A 20515-nucleotide genomic window follows, 5' to 3' on the forward strand; every position below is an offset into this window, starting at 1 on the left:
ATTAGTTATATATACAGGTGCTCCATCCAATGGATATTTTAAACAAATTTACTGGGGAGGATTCATACGCACCTGCACAAACAAAGAAGGGCCTCTCAAAAATCATTGAAGACTTTAGAGAGACCCTCCAATTAATTTATACACTTACATCTACAAACGTAAATGAATCAACATCAAACAATCCTTGATTCGTAAGCTTTAACGAAGGAATAACTGGCAAGGCCAAGAAGGATAATGTTAGTAAAGGTGAAAATTCATCCGTGATGCCAAGTGATGAAAGTGCACTCAGCAGTTGGCTGTATTGATGATTTAATTCTTCAGGTGAGATGGTTGTCATTAATCCTGCAACAGGCAATGATAATGAAGCGATTGTCTCTCCATTGCAAGCAATCGAAATACCTCCGCCAATTTTCTCAAGCTGCCTGATAGCGACATCCATATCTTCATCATTCTTTCCGATGCATATAATATTATGCGAATCATGAGCAATCGTTGTAGCAATAGCTCCTTTTTGCAGACAGAAGCCCTTTACAATACCGACTCCTACACTTCCTGTACCTTTATGTCTTTCGACTACAGCCATTTTTACGAAATCCTCTTCTTCAGTTGGCACAAACAGGCCATTGACAGCTGGTACCTTGTATTGAGCTTTTTTCGTCACAATCGAGTTAGGAATAATTTCAATTACCCTTGCTACATCAGAAGTCAATGGCAGATGTAAAAGCTCCTTTGAGTAGCTTCCCAATATCACGGTATTTTCAAAAGGTGCTTCTTTCAATTGCTCGTTTTTTTCTTCGTAACGGATGCCGTTTACCCAAACAGAATGTATATCAAATTCTTCTATTGCATTCAATAAAATAAAATCAGCATCATAGCCAGGAGCAATTGCCCCTTTCCCTTTTAGATTGTAGCATTGAGCCGCATTAAGGGATGCCATTCTCATAATAGAATATACATCGATTCCAGCCTTTAAGCATTCACGTACATGATAATCAATACTTCCCTCTTCCAATAAATCATCTATATGCTTATCGTCTGTACAAAACATTAAACGATGCGAAAGCTCTTTACTATAGCCGGCTAACAAATCATGAAGATTGCGGGCAGCAGAGCCTTCGCGAAGCATCACATACATACCTCGTCTGACGCGTTCAATCATTTCATCTGGTTTTACGCATTCATGATCCGTTGTAATACCCGCTGTCAAATAGGCATTAATATCTTTCCCGCTTAAACCAGCACCATGTCCGTCAATCGGAACATTGTTGATAATTGCCCCGGACAGCTTTGATATTATATCTTCCTGACCGGATAATACTGCGGGGAAATCCATCACTTCCGCCAAGCCAAGCACAAGCTTATGATTATAAAGAGACGCAAGATCCTCTGCCGTCAGAGTTGCTCCATTGTCCTCAAAGGAAGTTGCCGGGACACAGGAAGGCAGTTGATAGCTATAATTCAATAGGCAGTTTTCACTGTCTTTTAACATCCATTCTATTCCTTTTAACCCTTGGACATTTGCTATTTCATGGGGATCTGTGATAATAGTCGTAATTCCTCGCGGTAAAACAGCTTTTTGAAATTGAGAAGGAGAAAGCATACTAGATTCGATGTGGACGTGTGAATCAATTAAACCTGGAACCATTGTATATGGAGTGCCATCGATTTCTTTTTTACCATTATAATGGCCGATACCTACGAACTTACCATTGTGAATGGCAACATCCACACGCTCCAATTCATCCGTAAACACATTTACTGTTTGAACATTTTTAATAACTAACTCAGGTAAACTGATATTTCTTGCTGCTAATATTTGGGATTTGATTTGTTTTGGGGTTTTCATCTTATTCCTCCTCATTTTGTGCTCAGCGGGACAAATAAGAAAGTAGAAGGATGTATAAATAAAATAGCAGTTTACTATACATTCTGTACGTATCTATTCCCGTAGACGAACTAATTAAAGTGGTTAGTTTGTAGAAACTCTTGGACCATATTTCCAAGATTATACGAGTTTATTTTTATAATATAACTGTTTTTATTTCGTAAACCTTTTTTGCATTCTAACAACACATGCATTGATAGTCAATGAAATATTTTTACTAAATTTATTCTTATGAATTATTTTAATCTTTAACTTCCAGGTATGGAATCAATAGCTTTTATCACCAGGAATAATCGTAGATTTATGAGGAATTTGTTAAGCATAGCCTACCTATCCCATATATAAGAACTTTATTTGTTATGTGGAAGGAATACATGCTGGATGCGCCGAATAAAGTCAGAGTGTTATAGTTTGGTTGTATTCTCAAAATAAATGTATAGAGCATTTTATTTAGAATACATTCGTCCTTATATAGCCAGCAGTCCAAAATTATATGCGTATGAGTGGCTTTTTGCTAAATAGATTATAGGATTTTATTATCGTCAGCTTTTTACTTATCTTTTAACTTTAAAAAATGATCCCAAACAGGGAGGAGATTGGTAGTATGCAAGTCGTAACTAAATTGTTTTTAGAACAACTCGACATGCATTGCCATGAGAATGAATGGTTTGCTTCCATGAATCAGGCACTTCATGGAGTTACCGCAGCTGAGGCGGCATGGCGAAGTTCGGGAAACAGCAATTCGATTTGGCAAATTGTCAACCACTTGATATTTTGGAATGAAGATGTAATCCATCGAATTAAGGGAACCGAGAATCCGCAGAAGCCAGAAAACAATGAAGAAACCTTCGGAAATCCAGGAGATCCAGAAGACGAAATCAGATGGGTCCAGACAGTGCAGCGCCTTATTGAAGTCATGAATAAATTAAAAACGGTCATTGCGGACCTTGAGGATGAAAAGCTAAAAACATTGTATGCAGCTAACAGGTACTCTATTGAGCGTTTACTCAGCAATATCATGATGCACGATTCATATCATATCGGCCAAATTGTTCTATTGCGAAAGTTGCAATCCTCTTGGGATAGCATTTGGTAGGTACCTGACAATCAGATAAGATAATTCACATTAAATACAGCTTTGTTCATTGTGAGAAACCGAAAAAAGCAGCGCCCCCAATGAGGGCTGCTGCCTTATTCATTATAAGCTTTGCTACACTATCCACATGTGGACTGTATGCCCACACACTAGGTATATTTCCACCTTATGTCGACGCACGATAAGAGTGTGCATTATCTTGAACCGTAATTTATCGATACTCACACGTTTCGTTAACCAAATTTAACATGTTAGCCCATGGAAACTGCTTAGTAAATTTATTTATCTCTTTCCTTTGTCATAAATCTCACCTAATGCTTTCGGAGCACGGTTTGATTTAGAAAAGAAGATTAATAACAATAATGTTAATACATACGGCAAAATCATAAATAAATCAGTATAACTGCTTGGCAATGCCATTGATTGAGCAATAAAAGCTCCACCAGATTTCGCAAAACCAAACAAAAGACACGCAGCTAGCGTCGGGACAATCTTCCAATTACCAAAAATTAATGCAGCAATCGCTAAAAATCCATATCCCATATAAATGCTGGAAGAAAAGTTAGCTGAAATGGAATAGGCAAAACACATGCCGCCCAGACCAGATAATAGACCTGATATTAAGACTGCTGTAAACCTGATTTTCGCTACATCTACACCTGCTGCATCCACGGAATGAGGATTTTCCCCGCACGCCCTTAAGCGCATGCCGAACTTTGTTTTATATAAAAGATACCAAGCAAAAATGGCAATCACGATGATAATTACTTCAAACGGATACACATTCGTAAAGATTGCACCTATTACTGGTATATCGGCTAAACCAGCAATAGTAAACCGCTCCATGACACCTAACTGGAACTTGTCCGAAGCAGTTCCGAAGACAAGCGCATTGATTTGTGTCGTTAAGAATGTTGTTAAAGCCAACGCCAGTATATTAATGACGACACCACTGATAACTTGGTTTGCCTTAAACTTAATGCATAGTACAGCGTGAATAACGGCAAAAACCATCCCGCCAAGCATAGCAAATAATAACGCTACGTAAAACAAATCTTGAATATCTGTACCAAAGGCATTTGCGATTAATACAGCTGACAGCGCCCCGATGAATGCCCCAAAACCTTGAAATCCTTCAAGTGCTAAGTTGGTAATACCACTCTTTTCACTGTATATACCGCCAATTGCTATAATAAAAAGAGGCAAAGCAAAGGATAGACCATCAATAAGTACTGTATCCATTATGATTTACTCTCCTTTCGTTCCACTGCTTTTTCATTCATGCGGCTAATTTTATATTTCAGGTATACACCACATGCACTAAATAAAAGGATCAACCCGATGATCACAGAAGAAATCTCTTGTCTAATGCCTGCCTGTGAACTCATATACGTGCTTCCTTGATCAATGATTGATATTAAAGATGATGAAAAAATAACACCAATTGGATGAGAGTTTCCTAATAGGGCTACAGCAATGGAATCAAAGCCGATGTCTGACAATACCTTTGGTTGTATAGAAGCGTAATAACCTAAATAATATGTGACACCGGCAAGTCCAGCCAAACTACCCGATATAACCATTGCCAGGACTGTATTTCTTCCTACATTAATTCCCGCATATTTTGCTGCATTGCGGTTGGAGCCTACCGCTTTAATATCAAATCCAACAACCGTTTTGTCCATGAGGATCTTTATTAAAATAGCGGTAATGATGGCCAAAACAAAGCCTAACGGAATATCCATTTTCAAGGCCCCTATTTCAACATTCGCCAATGTTAATCTTGCTGCTTCAGAAATATATTTAGATTGCCTTGAGACTGGATCAATATAATACATTTGAATAAAAAAGCTAATGACATATTGAGCAATATAATTCAACATAATCGTAGATACGACTTCATTGATGTTAAATTTATATTTGAGCCACCCAACTAATCCTCCCATTAGTCCCCCTGTGACTATACCAATCAGTAAAACAAGCGGCTTTGCGATTACCGCATCCAAGCCACTGTAGCCGACAATAATCGTCGCAAAAAAACCAGAGACGAGCATTTGACCGGCAACCCCAATATTAAATAGACCCGCTCTAAATGCGACAGCAACTGCCAAGCTCGCAAATAAAAGCGGCGTCATCGCGTTCAGCAAACTCATGAAATCAGTCAGCATGCTTTTATAGCCAGCATAAAATGGCTTCGGTAAAATTCCTGCCCCTTGAAATAAGTTGTAGAACGCCTGCAAAGGATTTTTACCCATTAAAAGTATGACAATAGCTGCCGCAATAAAACTTATAATTATGGCGACTAATGGAATGGAGATTGATTGCCACTTCTCATTATTTATTAGCCGAATAAGACTACTACGTAAGTTATTACTCTTTCTATCTTTACTCATGCTTTGCCCCCATCATATATTCACCGACTTCATTGGTCGTTAATGACTCTCTGCTAGCAATCTTTTGAAGTTGGCCATTATAGATAACTCCTATCGTATCTGCTACATTCATAATTTCATCTAGCTCCAATGATATAAGGAGAATCGCTTTTCCACGATCACGTTCCTGAATGATCATCTTATGAATATTTTCGATTGCGCCAATATCTACTCCCCGTGTTGGTTGAACGAAGATCATAAGAGGTGATTGTAATTCGATTTCTCGAGCAATAATGGCTTTTTGCTGATTACCGCCGCTCATCGAACGAACTTGCGTTTTGACGCCTTGTCCGCTTCTAATATCATATTTATCAATCAACTCACTGCCAGATCGCTCGAATTCCTCTTTATTTAGCATCCACTTACTAGAAAAAGGCTCCTTATAATACTGCTTTAATGCTAGGTTAGTAGCTAAATCGAAATCCAAAAATAAGCCAAAGCTTTGTCTATCTTCAGGGATATACGATATACCTGCTTCTGTTCTGCTTCTTATTGTTTCATTCGTGATATCCTTGCCATTAAGATGTATAGTTCCGTTGCTGACTTTTGTTAGTCCAGCTATTGCATCCGCTATTTCAACCTGTCCATTATCTGCAACCCCTGCAATGGCAAAGATTTCACCGCTGCGAATGGTAAAGGATACATCTTTCACTACTTCAAACCCATCTTCATTTTTAACGGTTAGATGCTCTACCTTTAATACTTCCTCTTTAAACTCAGCAGGTAGTTTCTCAGCTTCAAAGTTTACCTCTCTGCCTACCATTAATTGAGCCATATGATTAACCGATGTTGTCTTTACATCCAGGACATCGACTAATCTGCCTTTATTCAATACGGCGCATCGATCGGCCACCTTCTTAATTTCTTCCAGCTTATGTGTAATTAATATGATCGTTTTCCCACCGTCTCGCAGTCCTTTGATTATATCCAGCAAGAATTCAATTTCCTGCGGCGTTAAGACTGCAGTCGGTTCATCAAAAATAAGGATATCCGCTTCACGATAAAGTACCTTAAGAATTTCCACTCGTTGTTGCATGGAAACGTTCAGATCTGCTATTTTTTTTGTAGGATCCACTTCTAAGCCAAAGCTTTTGGACAGTTCTTCAATTTTTCGATTGGCATTTCGAATATCCACATATGGAAAGAGACCTGCAAATTTTCTGATTGGCTCGATTCCCAAAATAATATTCTCTGTAATCGTGTAATCTGATACCAGTTTGAAATGCTGATGGACCATCCCTATATTGAGCTTCGCCGCATGGTTAGGTGAGCTGATATTCACTTTCTCACCCCGGATATAGATTTCGCCTTCATCCGGTTCATACATGCCACCCAGCATACTCATCAACGTTGATTTACCAGCACCATTTTCTCCAAGTAAGGCGAAGATTTCTCCCTTTTTTATGCCGATAGAGACATCATCATTCGCTACTATTCCAGGAAATCGTTTGGTTATATGTTTCATCTCTACAATATAATCAGACATCTTTCTTCTCCTTTATCACATTAAAATAGAAAGGAAAAAATTAGAAGTTCATCCTCCTCCTAATCTATTTAGATTAGAAGGCGACAAACTTCTAAAGATTTATTCCACTATGTTTTTCTAATGAATATTACAATCCCGGGAATTTTTCTGGCGTATGACCATTAAAGTTAGATGCAGGTACGATTTTACCCTCTTTCACTAAATCGTACGCTTCGTTCATTTTCGTAAGAGTATCCTCTGATAATTGATGACGGCCTTCTTCTTTTATAAATCCAGTAGAATCTGTATCTGCATGAAGAACTACGTTTCCACTTTTAAAGCTTCCGTCAACAATGGCATTTAATTGCTTTTCAACGTTCATGCCCATAAATTTAGCTGCAGATGTTAATACAATGTTCTCAGAACCATTTACACCATCATCAAATTGGTCAACATCACAACCAATTACTTTAACATCGCCTTTCGCTTCCTTAACAGCAGTGAACACACCGTTACCTGTGCCACCTGCTGCAACAAAGATTTGGTCTACACCTTTTTTAATCAATGCATTACCAATTACTTTTCCTGTTGCTTCATCACCAAAAGACCCTGCATAGTTACCGCCAACATCCACTCCGTTGACATCAGTTCCTGCATATCCGGATAACTCAACAACCTCAACATTTTTTTCATATGTTTTATTAACAAACTCTACACCCGATTCAAAACCAAATTGATAGTTTACATTTGATGGGTAAGCAATTCCATTTACAACTGCAACTTTATTTGATTTTGTTTCAAGTGCTGCTGCCATTCCGGCAAAAAAGCCACCTTCTTGTTCAGCAAACATCATAGAGTAAATATTATCGAACGTTTTTTGGTCACCTACAGGTGTAGGCTCAGAATCAATTAATATAAATTTCTTATCAGGATTTTCTAAAGCAACACTTGAAACTCCAGCAAACTGGAAGCCAGGTGTTACAATCACATCATAATCTGCCACGATATCAGCAACGGCTTGTACTCCTGCAGCAGGATCGCCCGTTTCTTCTTTAATAGCTTTTACAGTAGCTGTTGGATGGTTTTCGATGAATTTTAAAATACCATTATAGTTATTTTCGTTAAAGTTGCCATCATCAACACCAGTTAGACTTGTTACAATAGCAATTTTTAATCCTTCTCCGTTACTCTCGGATCCTGCTTTATCTTCACTGTTTCCACACGCTGCCATAGCAACAGTCATTAAAGCCATGAATAAGACCATTACTATTTTTTTAGTACTTTGTTTCAAGAAATTATCCTCCTCTATTTTTGTAAACTTATAAAAAACAACTATTTGTACTGGCTCTTGACTCTTATTTATAAAAACGTCAAGCGACAGTAAAAAACCTTGAGGTTATAACCTTAATATTATATCGAAATAGTATTCGTTTTTACTTAACAATAATAACATTAGGAATTTCCAACGTCAACAAAAACCGTACGTTATTACTTAAATATAAATAAATATTCGTGTTATATCTAAAATTGATTTAAAAAACAAGTATATTCAGCAAAAACTTAACAGAAAAGCGAAATATCCAATAAGAGTCATATTATAAAAAAACTTCCTTAATCAAAAGGAAATGATAATTCGACTATATTATGACTACAGCTCCTTCCCTCACTGGGCAAGAAAATCACTTGCTATTGCGATATATCCGGATTCAGTACACGTTTATAAATCCAATACAATAAATATAAAAATATTCGGTCTATTTATTCACAAACAATTAGAATTTTATTATCCTAATATAAAGAAGGGTGACTCAGTTTTTCTTTTGTTGTTCTCGCCTCTCCTGACATCACTTTAATTAATAAATTTTACTAGCTCATCTTTGTTCAAACATACCCATTTAATCAGAGTAGTAGAAACCTTATGAGTAATATATGGGAAACACTAACCATACATTTTGAATCTACAACAGCTCACAAAGGTCCACATGAGAGTTCTTGCTGATTCTGAAGTGAACAGAACCATTACAATCTATTCTTGAGTGCTAGTTCAATATTTTCCTTTCTTTATTTTATTGCTATTATTTTGATCACTTTAACATTGTCATTTCACAAAAAATAACACCGCTCACTTTAATATAAAAACATCTATGAAAGGAAGAACATCATGTCAAAAGTTAAATTATTTATTATTGGAGTAGCTTCTACAGCAATTCTTCTAGGGGTATTTTTTCTAGGGAAAGTGTTTTTCGGAGACTCTGAAACAAAAGAAACAATTATCGCCCCACTAGGAATAGAAATCTATAACATTACCGAATTAGAGATTGGAGCTATACAAGATATCATTAAAGAGACTTACATAGCAGGACATCCCGTAACAGCTACTTTTAAACCTGTTGATAAACAAGGGAACTTTTTCTATAACGAGGTTTTGGGAATGGAAAAGGTAGTTGAACTGAAATATAAAGCATTAGTTAGATGGGGTTATAGAGGTGAGATTGACAAGAAAACCGTCAAATACAATAAAAAAGAGCAGACACTGACAATTAAAGAGCCACAACTAACTGCATTTTACGCAAAAGAATTGGTTGAATCCGATGAAAATTTAGGATGGGCACAGTCTATACTCTCTCCGACATCATATGACGATGCAAAAATATATGATGAACAAGCAAACACAATTATCGAACAGACAATTAGAGATCATATTGAAACGGGTAGAGAAAAGGTACAAGACCATTTAACAGACGAAATAAACAAGCTAATCGAAAATAAAACAATCAAAGTTCCCATCAAAGATATCGATTTTGAAGAATCAGAAGAAGAGTTAAATTTAGTTAACGAAGAGATAAAGGATCTTGAAATTAATCAAGAAGAATCAAAGGAATAAACTGAAGCAAAAAAAGAAAAAGTAAACATAAATAGACAGTGTCCCTTTAGAAGGCTACTGCCTAATTTCAATACTGGATTTGCTCTTCAAGTACGAATAGAAAATAAAAGATATACAAACCCTGAGATGTTCAACACCCTGCTAACTATATAATGCTAGCAGGGTGTTGTTTTTTAAAGAGCATCTTCCAATTCCTCTTCAGTGTACCCAAACATATAATCTTCATCTTTCCCGTGCGAAGCCCATATCTCTGCAGCTTCGTAAACACTTAAAGATTCATCAAATTCTTCAGATTCATCAATTTCATCAGGTTCTTTAGATTCATCATTAAGTAAACTATAAGGAATAACTCTGTGGTCACGTTCAAAAATTGACATTGCTTTTCCTCCCTTATATTTATAAAGCAGTCTACTCAAAATACCCTAAGCTAATTGTACTTAATTGTCATAATTTCTAAAATCATCCTCAGATTCATAGATTGAATCCGAAGAAATGCTATTCTTATGACCGCACTCTGTACATTTCCAAACATAGTGGTGGTCATCAAAACCCGGCTGTTCGCTCAGGCAAGTATTGCAGCGATCGCAAAACCACACGATACCCGGGAATCTCTCCTGCATAATTTCACCTCCTTGTTCTGAATTTGCGCCAAGTAATTAATATGCTCCTAATGCCATCTGGTGGAATGGCATGGCGTATTGAACACGTATGAATTAAGCTAATATATTATATAATTATAGTAATATTATTCTGAATATTTGGTCAAACAATTTCTACAATGACATACATCATCCTTTCCCTGTTCATTAGCTATATTAAAAACAGGTGTGAATCCTACTAAGCTTCGATAAAGGTATTATGTGAGTATATAAAAAAGAGGAAGTCAAAAATTGTAACTCTCCTTTTTTATAAGGTAAAATAAATATAGAACATACTGATATATTTTTTTGCGAAAGCAAAGGGTTATCGAAAGAAAAATTATATAGGGACAGGAGGGGTAGAACATGCAACAGAAAAAGAAGAAAATTCATTTTGCTTGGTGGGTATTGTTTGGGTTAGCCATTATGATGGGTGTTGCACGTGGTGGTATAAATAATGCTGCCAGTTTATTTTTAACACCTGTGTCAGAAGATTTAGGCGTTGGTATGGGACAACTTACCCTATACTTGAGTGTCTCATCCATTGCGATGATGGTATTCTTACCGTTTGCCGGAAAAATAATGGGTAAATACGATATTCGTATGGTATTGATTGTATCCATTCTATTACAAGGCGGTGCATTTGCGTTATTTGGTATGATGAACTCGGTATGGGGATGGTATTTATTAGCAATCCCACTGTCTGTCGGTAGTGTTCTTGTGACACAATTGGCAGGTCCCGTTCTTATAAACCAATGGTTTAAAAAACGAAACGGACTAGCCCTTGGTATTATGATGGCAGCGAGTGGAATGTTTGGGGCGGTCATACAACCGTATGTAGGAACGTTAATTGCCTCACAAGGTTGGAGAACTTCTTACATCATCGTTGGGATTGCGGCGATTATCATTGTAATACCAGTGGTTTTACTGTTCATACGTATGTCACCACTACAAAAAGGTCTATTACCTTATGGCTTGGACAAGGCAGAAGCTAACGATTCGAAACAAGACGCACAAACGTTAGAAAACAAAGGTGTCACAGCCGCAGTGGCGAAAAAGTCATTGGCCTTTTATGCACTATTATTCTTTTTATTCTTAATTACCGCGGTTGCAAGTTTTGCTCAATTTATTGCCCCTTACGCACAAAGCATTGGGTATGATGTCCAGTTTGCCGGAAATGTCATGGGTGTGTTCATGTTTGGTGTTTTAGTTGGATCCTTGGTATTCGGTTTCTTGACCGACAAAATGGGTGCAAAGAAAACCACCTTTTTCTCCATGTTCGTTGGATTGATTTCCGTTTTCTTATTAATCTTCTTACCAGACAATCCAATGGTATTTTCAGTGGCAATCGGACTATTTGGATTTGTTTCTTCATCTGTTGGAACGCTAGGACCGTTATTGACTACCTCTATCTTCGGCACGAAAGAATATGGTGCCATTTATGGAACGGCAGCATTAGGATTAGCATTAGCAGGTATTACGGCGCTCCCTGCTTATGGGTTTGTATTTGATGCAACGGGCAGCTATCTATACGTGTTATATGCTGTTGCAGGGATGATTCTGTTAAGTGTCTTGTTAATCATCATTGCGTTCAAAGGGAAAGAAAAATTAGAAAAAGCAGGTCAATGGAATTAAACGATATAGTTAAGAAGTAAGCGAAATCACATCCGTGGTTTCGCTTTTTTAATACCCTCCTTTTTCACTTGTCTATTAGCAGTTTGCTTTAAACGCAAAGGGGACGTTTTCTTTAGAGCAATGAAAATGGAAATATTCCCGAATAGAAATCAGCAAAGGGGAGCTAAGAATGAGAGTAGATATAAATACATAGAAAAATATAGCTTGCTTTTATGGGTCTGTATTGGACTTGAAAGGCGAAAGAATTATGAGGATACGACTACCAAATTTTTTAAATAGTATTACCGATTGAAATCATTAAGAAAATTTACTACTGCTATATATTGAAAAAGAACAGTACTTAAATCTAATTACAGGGAAAAGAAAAAAGCAGCGCCAAAGGGCAACTGCCTTATTTCAATACTAATTTTGCTACGCTTTCCACGTGTGTGGAGTGTATGTGACAACACAAGGGATGTTGGTGGGTTTATCAATATTCTTTAAAATTTATGCGAGTTTTATTTCAATACAGAAGAAAAATATACCTAAGAACCAATTTAGTTATGTTTTGTTATATGTGCTCGATTTAGAATTATAAGTTAAACAATTACCAAAAAAATCCACTGATTACTGGTCAATCCATTACACAAAACAAAAAACTGTGAAAACCATTAGTTTTGCGTTATTAATTTATTATTTTTTTTACTATTTCTGAAAAGTCTCCACAAACCTCTGCTATCTCATTTTCCACATCATATATATTAGTTAAAGCATTTGTATGACCAATTTGATTCCTCAACCAGGTATACTTGGTTTCATTATGACCTATCCATTTTGGATTTGTAGTAGGCCTCATTTCGACCAAGGGCTCCTCATTAATTATTAATTGATCTACCCCTGGTTGCTTTGGCTCAATTGTCAATAATATTCCGTATAAAAACATAAATCGTGAAGTAGTGTCATCCGTTCTCATAGCAGATCTGAACAAACGATGAGTATAATTATTCCTCAAATCCAATAATAGCGTATTATCAACCAATCCTACTTCTAAATCTCTTGTAATATTTGCAGGTACATCAACTGTTTCAACATTTTGTAAGGTAATGCTATTCATTGCAACTATTCCCATACCATTTATACTGTAGGTTCCACGCCTTGGTATACCAAATCTTCCTTTAACTTTAGTAAATAACACGTTAATTACATCTTGTACTAATTCTTGGGTAATCCTAAAAGCATCCTCAGCACTTTTTATATTTGATGCTAGAACAAATTTTATATTCATTTCACCCTTTACTTGGTTCTGTATATCTACCAAATTTATAATAATATTCTTTACTATCCCCTCGCTATAATCAAGACTTATTGAAAAAGGTCCTATTCCTTCTACTTCTAGTTTGTAATTAATATAATTCATTCCAATCTTTCCTTTCCATTACTACTGATATATTTAAAACCAAATCAATTATTTATTTCACTTTTACTATTTTTGTTCGTTCTATTTCAGATAAAAGTGTACGAGTGCCATATAAAAATATTACCGATTCTTTAGAGTATTCCAAAATATTTAAAGGAAAAATTGGTTTTAGTCAGTTGTAGCAGCTACTTCTTTCATTGCAGTCCTAATTTCTTTTTCACCATCTCTATTTCGTTTTACAACTTGATTATCAGATATAATAGGCTTATTATAGAGTTCGCCCATCATCATATTAAAATGAGCGATATGTCCTTGCGTTTCAAAGATTTTTTTAAAGACTTCGAAGTACCTATCCATTACATCTTCACTTGATTCAACATACAGATCATCGTTAATAAAATGCGAACCATCATTTATCCAGGAAATCAATGACCTGCATCTAATTTTATCTTCATATTCAAATTTCTCCTCTAAACTATCAAGATCTATATTACCCAAAAACTTAAAATAGTTCTCGAGGATTCTACGCATAACATTTTGAATAGATGCAAGACTTTGTTTATCCCTACTTTTTAATTCTTTCCACAAAAGCTCATACGAAGTCTTGATTGGATTTTCATCATATTGAATAATGCACGATTGGTTATCTTTCTTTTTTACTATCCAATAACCACCTTCCCCATAAGTCTTCTTCCCTTGTTTAAAGGTCACTTCTTTATGAAAATATATATTATGTGTTAGTAAAAAGAGTTGCTTAATATTCTTTTTATTCTCTTTTATATCAAACATTATTTGCCTAACTAAACTACTTACCATAAAGAGGACATTACTATCTAAACTGGATATTGGATCATCTATAACTACTACCTTCTCTGTAACAATCTCTTCTTTGCTATTGCTTCCTTTTAGTAGTTGATAAAAATATAGAAAAGTGATAAATGTCTTTTCACCTTCACTTAGAGTTTCTTTTGCATCTTCACCGTTATCCCTTATAATTTTATAGTTCCCTTTTTTGGCGGCAGTGGCTAATTTGAAATTTTTAAACCCAAAGGATTCAAGTAAAATATTAATTTCACTAACTGAATGCTCTACACTGGTAGACTTTTCTTGAAGTTCAATCAAATCCTTTTCAAATCTATGTCTAAAAATCTGTTTTTCTTGTCGACTTTTCTTAATACTTTCTATCGCTTTTTCTACTCCTATTTTTTTGTTATTAAAAGAAGTAAAATGTTTTTTATTCTTTTCTGCAATATACCTCCACATATCTTTAATCAAGTTTGCTTTTTCTACTTTAACATTGTCTATTAAGTTGTTATATTCTATGATATCTGTATTTGCCTTCAAGATTTCAGAATTAACCTCATTTATAAAAGGTGCAATCGCTACAATTTCTATACTTCTACTCGGTTCTTTTTTCTTTTTATCTATAAGAAGAACATTTTCATTAAATTTAGATTTGATTAAGTTTATGATTTCTTGTAGCTTTTCTACATTTAAATATCCGCTCTTAGAACTTGTAAGTAGTTCAATGTTATCAATAACAGCAAGAACTTGATTTATATAACTACTTGAAGATTGATTCAATAATTCTATATGCTTTATATAAGTTTTATCAAAGTAACTTTTCAACTTATTTTCAAATTCATATGGGAGTGTTTGTTGGCAGAATGGACATTGTTCTTTGCTGTTTTTTATGTATAAAAACCCCTGTTGTACCCAGTCGCTAATGTTTAGCTTTATAATTAAATCAGCTATATCTACATCTTCTTTACCAATGATTTTTTGTTTAAAGATAAAATTATCTTCTATAGATTTTTCAAAAATAATTTTGTTATAAACGTCTAATTTTTCGACTGGTCGATCGTAAATAGCCTCCTTTTTTAATTTGATTTCTTCCAGTGTTTTTAGTTCTCTACTAACATTACTCTCATCTATACATTTACTCATAAATCTATCTTTAGAATTCCTATATCCCTCAATTAAGTCCTTAAAATCCTCATCTACCTCTTTCTTTATATCCCAGCATAGTTCTTTAAATTTATCAATTAAACCTTGCTTCTCTTTAGACTTTATATCCAATGTTTCATCTAATTTTTCTATATCCTCATCGTGTTTTATGATTTTTTCCTTTAGAGAATCTATTTGAGCTTGAAGTTCAACTGACTCCCTACCTAAAGTAAAAATACCTTTAATAACTTTATCCTGTTGGAAATTTTCATTTACAAAATTCCTGTTATAAACATAAGTTGGTATCCTTCTATTTTTCCACTCTATTAAACAGTTTGGAAAATGACTTTCATTTCTTAAAACTTCCGAAATTGTTGTTTTTCCAGACCCGTTATTACCGTAAATAAAATTAATCTTTTTTAATTTTGCCAAGACTGCTCCTTCATCATTATAGGTAGCAACATTCTTAAGTATAATCTTATCTATCATTCTGCTCCCCCTTAATTTTTGGGATTAAAAAGAGATACACTCTAAAAATAAACAAATATTTACATTTATCTCCTTGTGTAAATTATACCAAATTTTTGAAATTAACGGATATTCAACTGTGATTTAAGTAATTAATTATTTGTATTATTAACAATCAAGTAATTGCCAACTGATAGTCTTTCAAATACCCTTCCATTGATTAATATAGATAAAATGGTGTTCATTAAAATAGATTGGCAGGCGTAGAAGATAGTTTTTATTCCCACTAAACTCACCATATTAGTTAATAGTAATTTTTTATACTCAATTTCTCATATTTTGCAGATTTATGCGTTTTCTGGTTAAAGAAATACCGTGAGAGGGTAAAGCATTAAGTATATAAATGGTGTATATAGGTTAATTTGGTTTAATTTTACAAAGAGGAGTGAGGAGATTATGATTCAATTTGATGATAACGATTTTGAAAAGAGCTATGAAGAAGAGATAAACAATATTGATGAACAACTTGAAAAAGAAATTTTATTTGCAATGGTTGGTGATGTTAATGCAGGTAAGTCATCAACAATTAATCGCCTAATTGGAGAAGAAGTGGCTTCAGTTGGGCCAAAACCCGGAGAAACTACCGTCGTAAAGAAATATAATTATAAAGATAAAATTATATTCGCTGATACACCTGGATTAGACGATATAAACAGTAAAAACTCTGAGGAAACACTTAAGTTTTATAAAGAAGCAGATGTTATTCTTTTCTTCCTTAATGCGGCAGGAACAGTATTTTCAGAGGGTGAAAGACAATCATATACAAATATAAAAAAATTCAATAAGAAGATCATCTTTGTCTTAAATAAAATTGACGCAGCTGATGATATTCCAAGTCTTGTTAAATATGTACAACAAGCTACAAGTAATGATTTTAAGGTTACTCCAATATCATCAAGAACGGGCGAAAATATTGATATGCTTAGAAATGATATCCTCGATATTCTAAAGGAGGAAAAAAAAGATATTTTATTCGCAAGACATATTAAGGAAAAGTCTTCGACAGCAAACAAGTGGATTTTAGCTGCTGCAACATCAGCCGGTGTCGTAGGTGCTGCGCCACTCCCAGGCTCTGATTTTATTCCCCTAACTGGTATTCAAGTCAGCTTGATGGTCAGATTGGCAACTTTATATGAAAAACCATTAACAAGGGACAGAGCTAAGGAATTGGCAATCTCGTCTTTGACTGGAAACTTGGGAAAGAGTCTCTTTAGGCAGGCAATAAAAGTTATACCTGGAGCGGGGTCGCTTGTCGGTGCTGGAGTTGCTGGAAGTATGACTTTATCGTTGGGTTACGGTATTAAGTATGCTTATGAACATAATATTGAACTAGATGCGGAAGTATTAAGAAATCTATCTAAAATGTTTTTTAAAAAAAATGAATAATTTTGAGGGAAACTAAGGGCCTATTCTGGTCCTTTATATATTCTTATAACAAAGGAGGTCTATAATGATAAATATTAATTCGCTATTAGCATATTACAACGAACATCCCGACTATAAAGTAAAAGTTGTTAAAGGCACTGATTTTAACATTGAGTATCTGAAATCAGTGAATTCTAGAAAAAACGTACTTGCCGAGCTTTACTCTAAAACAGGAAGATTTTATTTGAACAAAGACGGAGATTGGGTAAACATAAATAAGCTTTCTGATATACAAACTGATTCTGATGTAATTGCCTGGATAGAAAAAGACTCAAAAACACTAAGTGATAATTAAGCCTATTTATATACCTAAAAAGAGATAGTTTCTCTTATCACAAAGAAATTGTCTCTTTAATAGTTTAAAACTCCTCAACATTACGACGTATTCACTACAACCTCGTAATCCTTCAAAGAACAAGAAAAGGCAACAACCACAAAGGTTAGTTGCCTTCTTTTAAAATGAGTTGCGAGACACACTCTACGTGTGTGGACTGTATGTGGCAACATACGGGATGTTGGTGGGTTTACCAGCATTACATATATATATATATATATATATCATTGAGATATGAGAAAACGAAAAGCAGAAGATATCATTAGTAATATTACTATGGTACCTGTAGATAGAACCCTCTTTTTTAAAGAGTCCTAAAAGCAGGTACCATATAAGATCAGATTTTCCTTTCTCTTATTATTTCTTAACTGTTACTGTTTTCGATTTACTTTGGTTCCCCGCTGAGTCTTTAACATAGATTGTTAATTTAGCCCCATTCTTTTGCTTCTTGATACTCACACTATAACTGCCTTTTGCATTTACTTTTGCTGTACCAAGCTTCGTTTTTCCGTTGTAAACATAAACAGTCGCATTTTTTTCAGCTGTGCCTGTTACTTTTGTGGTTGTTGTCTTCACCGTTTTAACAGTTGGTATGCTGGTGCTGTTTTATCCAATACCTTTGTTCACTTTGTTGTTGCATTCTTCGCTGCATCTGTTGAGACTACCTTTACAACGACTCCTGCTTTTTGCTTGCTGATTTTGAAAGAAAACTTACCTTTCGAATCGGCCTTTACGGTTGTCTTTCTACAATAGCTTCCTTTGTTCTTGTTGAACCATTAGTGAATGCTTTTCCATTTAAAGTAGCTATCCCTTCGTCAAATGTAATCGTAACATCTTTATTATAATTAGCTTGGTCTTTAACACCTGTTACCACTGGCGCTGTCTTATCTATTGTAAATGAAACTGTTGTTGAGTTGCCCGCAGCGTCTTTTACAACTAATTTATATGAACCTTCTTCGCTCACCGTTGAACCACTTTTAAATTCATTGCCATTTAAAGTAGCTGTTCCTTCGTCAAATGTAATCGTAACATCCTTATTATAATTTGCTTGGTCTTTGACCCCTTGTACAACTGGCGCTGTCTTATCTATTGTAAATGAAACCGTTGTTGAGTTGCCCGCAGCGTCTTTCACAACTAATTCATACGTTCCATTGTCACTTACCGTTGTACCGCTAGTGAATGCTTTACCATTTAAAGTGGCTGTTCCTTCGTTGAAGGTAACCTTTACGTCTTTATTATAGATTTCTTGATCTTTAACTCCTGTTACGATTGGTGCTGTTTTATCAATTGTAAATGAAACTGTTGTTGAGTTTCCGGCACCGTCTGTTACCACCAGTTGATAGTTTCCATCCTTACTTACTGTAGTTCCATTTTCGAAGGGTACACCGTTTAATACAGCTGTACCTTCGTTAAAAGTAACTTGTACGTCATTATTGTAAGTCTCCTGATTTACAACCCCTCCTACAGCTGGTGGGGTCGTGTCTTTGACTGTTACTTTTGTAGGTTCACTCTCATTACCGGCAGTGTCTTTCGCTGTTACAGAAAGTACAGTGCCTGCTTCTTGTTTGGGAATTGGAATTTCAAATTCTGCCCCCCCCAAATCCTTTTCCTATACTTATAGTTTCATCTTCATCTTTAACAAAAATCTCAACACCATATGGATCCATAGCACTGGTAGCGCCCTTAACACTTTCAGATTGGTCTGTCACTTCGTACACTATTGGAGCCTCTGGTGGCCTTGTATCTTCGTTTACCGTAAAGGATACGTAGTAATCACTGCCCTCCATAGGGTAAGAAATGTGAGTATAATTTCCTGCATTGTCGTAAATACGAATATAGTAAACTTCCCATTTACCTGTTACCATATAATGATTTACATTAAGGCGTCCTTCATATTTATCTGTATCTGGATTATATATTAGATTAACAGTTTCTCGAGTATAGGAACTATTGCCAAATTCCGATTTGAATACAACTTTACTTTGTTGATAAAAACTAGTTGAAATACCCGATTCATCCTCAGCCTCGACTTGAACTAGGATGGTGTCCTCTGGTTGCACTTCTGTTTTATCTATAGTGAGACTTTTTACAGTTGGCAACGTAACATCAGAAATGGCAGCAACCGCATCTCCCACACCAGTGTTTAAAACCAGTGATAAAGTTAATAAAAATGCTAGAATACCGCTAAGATACTTCATTCTTATTACCTCCAATAAACTTATGTATAATATTTCACATAAAAGTATATCTCCAAAGTATTTTTAGTCAACGGAAAAAAGAATTTTTGATAAAACTTTCAAAAAAATAGTTATATTAAGATAAGCAACTGCTCCATTTTAGGAAAGAAGTTAAACTATTTTAGCTAACCTTACTATAATTAAATGGCGACTCCACTTTTGGTGTTATGCGTTTACTAATCACAATTAGTGAGTGTGTTACACATTCAATTGCACTGATTAAGGAAACATAAAAAGGCAGCGCCATAAAATGAACTGCCTTATTTTAAAATGAGTTGCGAGACACACTCCACGTGCGTACACAAGAGATGTTGGTGGGTTTATCAACATCTTTAACTGTTTTCGTAAGGATTGTTGCTTTTGTCTAATATTAATTCGAGATATGAAACAGGTATCTTCAGAAAGAAAGTAGGTATACTTGTTCTTCAACAAACGCCCGTTTGTGTAATAACTCATAATAGAAATGTTGCCCGTTATAAAATTAGGTTTATCTCTCTGTATACGTTTATTTTGAATAAACCAGTCCTATGCATTTATCTGATCTATCAGCAGCTTTAAAAAAGGGACCGACACAAAGATGATTCATTTCCTTCTTGATAAATATGGAATCCAG

Annotated in this window: 17 protein-coding genes and 1 riboswitch; of the genes, 5 read left to right on the forward strand and 12 right to left on the reverse strand. The window is 35.2% G+C overall.

What is annotated here, in order from left to right; genetic code table 11:
* Positions 1–136: 136 nt before the first annotated feature.
* Positions 137–1846: an adenine deaminase gene (ade, locus tag AC4D4A_RS17705; RefSeq protein WP_490997072.1), complete on the reverse strand. Its 1710-nt coding sequence runs from the start codon at positions 1844–1846 to the stop codon at positions 137–139.
* Positions 1847–1928: 82 nt separating this feature from the next.
* A riboswitch (purine riboswitch) is annotated at positions 1929–2033 on the reverse strand.
* A gap of 456 nt (positions 2034–2489) precedes the next feature.
* Here ade and AC4D4A_RS17710 point away from each other — a divergent pair.
* A complete protein-coding gene (locus AC4D4A_RS17710) occupies positions 2490–2981 on the forward strand; it encodes a DinB family protein (protein WP_490997073.1) in 492 nt (163 codons plus the stop codon).
* Between the two features lie 282 nt (positions 2982–3263).
* On the opposite strand, the gene AC4D4A_RS17715 is transcribed toward AC4D4A_RS17710, so the two are convergent.
* From AC4D4A_RS17715 to AC4D4A_RS17730, 4 genes are all read right to left on the reverse strand, one after another.
* Positions 3264–4223 carry an ABC transporter permease gene (locus AC4D4A_RS17715; protein WP_490997074.1) on the reverse strand — a complete coding sequence of 320 codons (960 nt, stop codon included), beginning with the start codon at positions 4221–4223 and terminating at the stop codon, positions 3264–3266.
* Positions 4223–5374 (reverse strand): ABC transporter permease, encoded by a 1152-nt coding sequence (locus AC4D4A_RS17720; protein WP_490997075.1) that lies wholly within the window; start codon positions 5372–5374, stop codon positions 4223–4225. The genes AC4D4A_RS17715 and AC4D4A_RS17720 overlap by 1 nt, the downstream gene beginning before the upstream one ends.
* Positions 5367–6899 (reverse strand): ABC transporter ATP-binding protein, encoded by a 1533-nt coding sequence (locus tag AC4D4A_RS17725; protein WP_490997076.1) that lies wholly within the window; start codon positions 6897–6899, stop codon positions 5367–5369. Before AC4D4A_RS17725 ends, AC4D4A_RS17720 begins: the two co-directional genes overlap by 8 nt.
* A gap of 127 nt (positions 6900–7026) precedes the next feature.
* Positions 7027–8169, reverse strand: coding sequence for a BMP family lipoprotein (locus tag AC4D4A_RS17730; RefSeq protein ID WP_490997077.1), 1143 nt, complete (start codon positions 8167–8169; stop codon positions 7027–7029).
* Positions 8170–9039: 870 nt separating this feature from the next.
* Here AC4D4A_RS17730 and AC4D4A_RS17735 point away from each other — a divergent pair.
* On the forward strand, positions 9040–9762 hold the full coding sequence (locus tag AC4D4A_RS17735) for a hypothetical protein (RefSeq protein ID WP_490997078.1): 723 nt from the start codon (positions 9040–9042) through the stop codon (positions 9760–9762).
* A gap of 173 nt (positions 9763–9935) precedes the next feature.
* Here the strand turns inward: AC4D4A_RS17735 and AC4D4A_RS17740 are convergent, their stop codons facing one another.
* Complete coding sequence (locus AC4D4A_RS17740) at positions 9936–10139, reverse strand: hypothetical protein (RefSeq protein WP_490997079.1); 204 nt, start codon at positions 10137–10139, stop codon at positions 9936–9938.
* 627 nt (positions 10140–10766) lie between these two features.
* On the opposite strand from AC4D4A_RS17740, the gene AC4D4A_RS17745 reads away from it, so the two are divergent.
* A complete protein-coding gene (locus AC4D4A_RS17745) occupies positions 10767–12035 on the forward strand; it encodes an MFS transporter (protein ID WP_490997080.1) in 1269 nt (422 codons plus the stop codon).
* Between the two features lie 664 nt (positions 12036–12699).
* Here AC4D4A_RS17745 and AC4D4A_RS17750 read toward each other — a convergent pair.
* Positions 12700–13431 carry a hypothetical protein gene (locus AC4D4A_RS17750; RefSeq protein WP_490997081.1) on the reverse strand — a complete coding sequence of 244 codons (732 nt, stop codon included), beginning with the start codon at positions 13429–13431 and terminating at the stop codon, positions 12700–12702.
* A 168-nt stretch (positions 13432–13599) separates the two neighbouring features.
* Positions 13600–15867, reverse strand: coding sequence for an AAA family ATPase (locus AC4D4A_RS17755; RefSeq protein ID WP_490997082.1), 2268 nt, complete (start codon positions 15865–15867; stop codon positions 13600–13602).
* Between the two features lie 435 nt (positions 15868–16302).
* Here AC4D4A_RS17755 and AC4D4A_RS17760 point away from each other — a divergent pair, with 435 nt between their 5' ends.
* Both AC4D4A_RS17760 and AC4D4A_RS17765 read left to right on the forward strand, forming a co-directional pair.
* On the forward strand, positions 16303–17292 hold the full coding sequence (locus tag AC4D4A_RS17760) for a GTPase (RefSeq protein WP_490997083.1): 990 nt from the start codon (positions 16303–16305) through the stop codon (positions 17290–17292).
* 64 nt (positions 17293–17356) lie between these two features.
* A complete protein-coding gene (locus tag AC4D4A_RS17765) occupies positions 17357–17626 on the forward strand; it encodes a hypothetical protein (RefSeq protein ID WP_490997084.1) in 270 nt (89 codons plus the stop codon).
* Positions 17627–18022: 396 nt separating this feature from the next.
* On the opposite strand, the gene AC4D4A_RS17770 is transcribed toward AC4D4A_RS17765, so the two are convergent.
* From AC4D4A_RS17770 to AC4D4A_RS17785, 4 genes are read right to left on the reverse strand one after another with little or no spacing between them, the layout of a single operon-like run.
* Entirely contained in the window at positions 18023–18259 is a 237-nt protein-coding gene (locus AC4D4A_RS17770; RefSeq protein WP_490997094.1) for an Ig-like domain-containing protein, read from the reverse strand.
* A gap of 29 nt (positions 18260–18288) precedes the next feature.
* Positions 18289–18363, reverse strand: coding sequence for a hypothetical protein (locus tag AC4D4A_RS17775; protein WP_490997095.1), 75 nt, complete (start codon positions 18361–18363; stop codon positions 18289–18291).
* 32 nt (positions 18364–18395) lie between these two features.
* Entirely contained in the window at positions 18396–19265 is an 870-nt protein-coding gene (locus AC4D4A_RS17780) for an Ig-like domain-containing protein (protein ID WP_490997085.1), read from the reverse strand.
* The gene (locus tag AC4D4A_RS17785; RefSeq protein ID WP_490997086.1) at positions 19246–19863 is read right to left on the reverse strand and encodes a hypothetical protein; all 618 of its coding nucleotides are present in this window, start codon (positions 19861–19863) and stop codon (positions 19246–19248) included. Before AC4D4A_RS17785 ends, AC4D4A_RS17780 begins: the two co-directional genes overlap by 20 nt.
* Positions 19864–20515: the final 652 nt, after the last annotated feature.

It is taken from the genome of Pradoshia sp. Z5_111 (genome assembly GCF_058267535.1).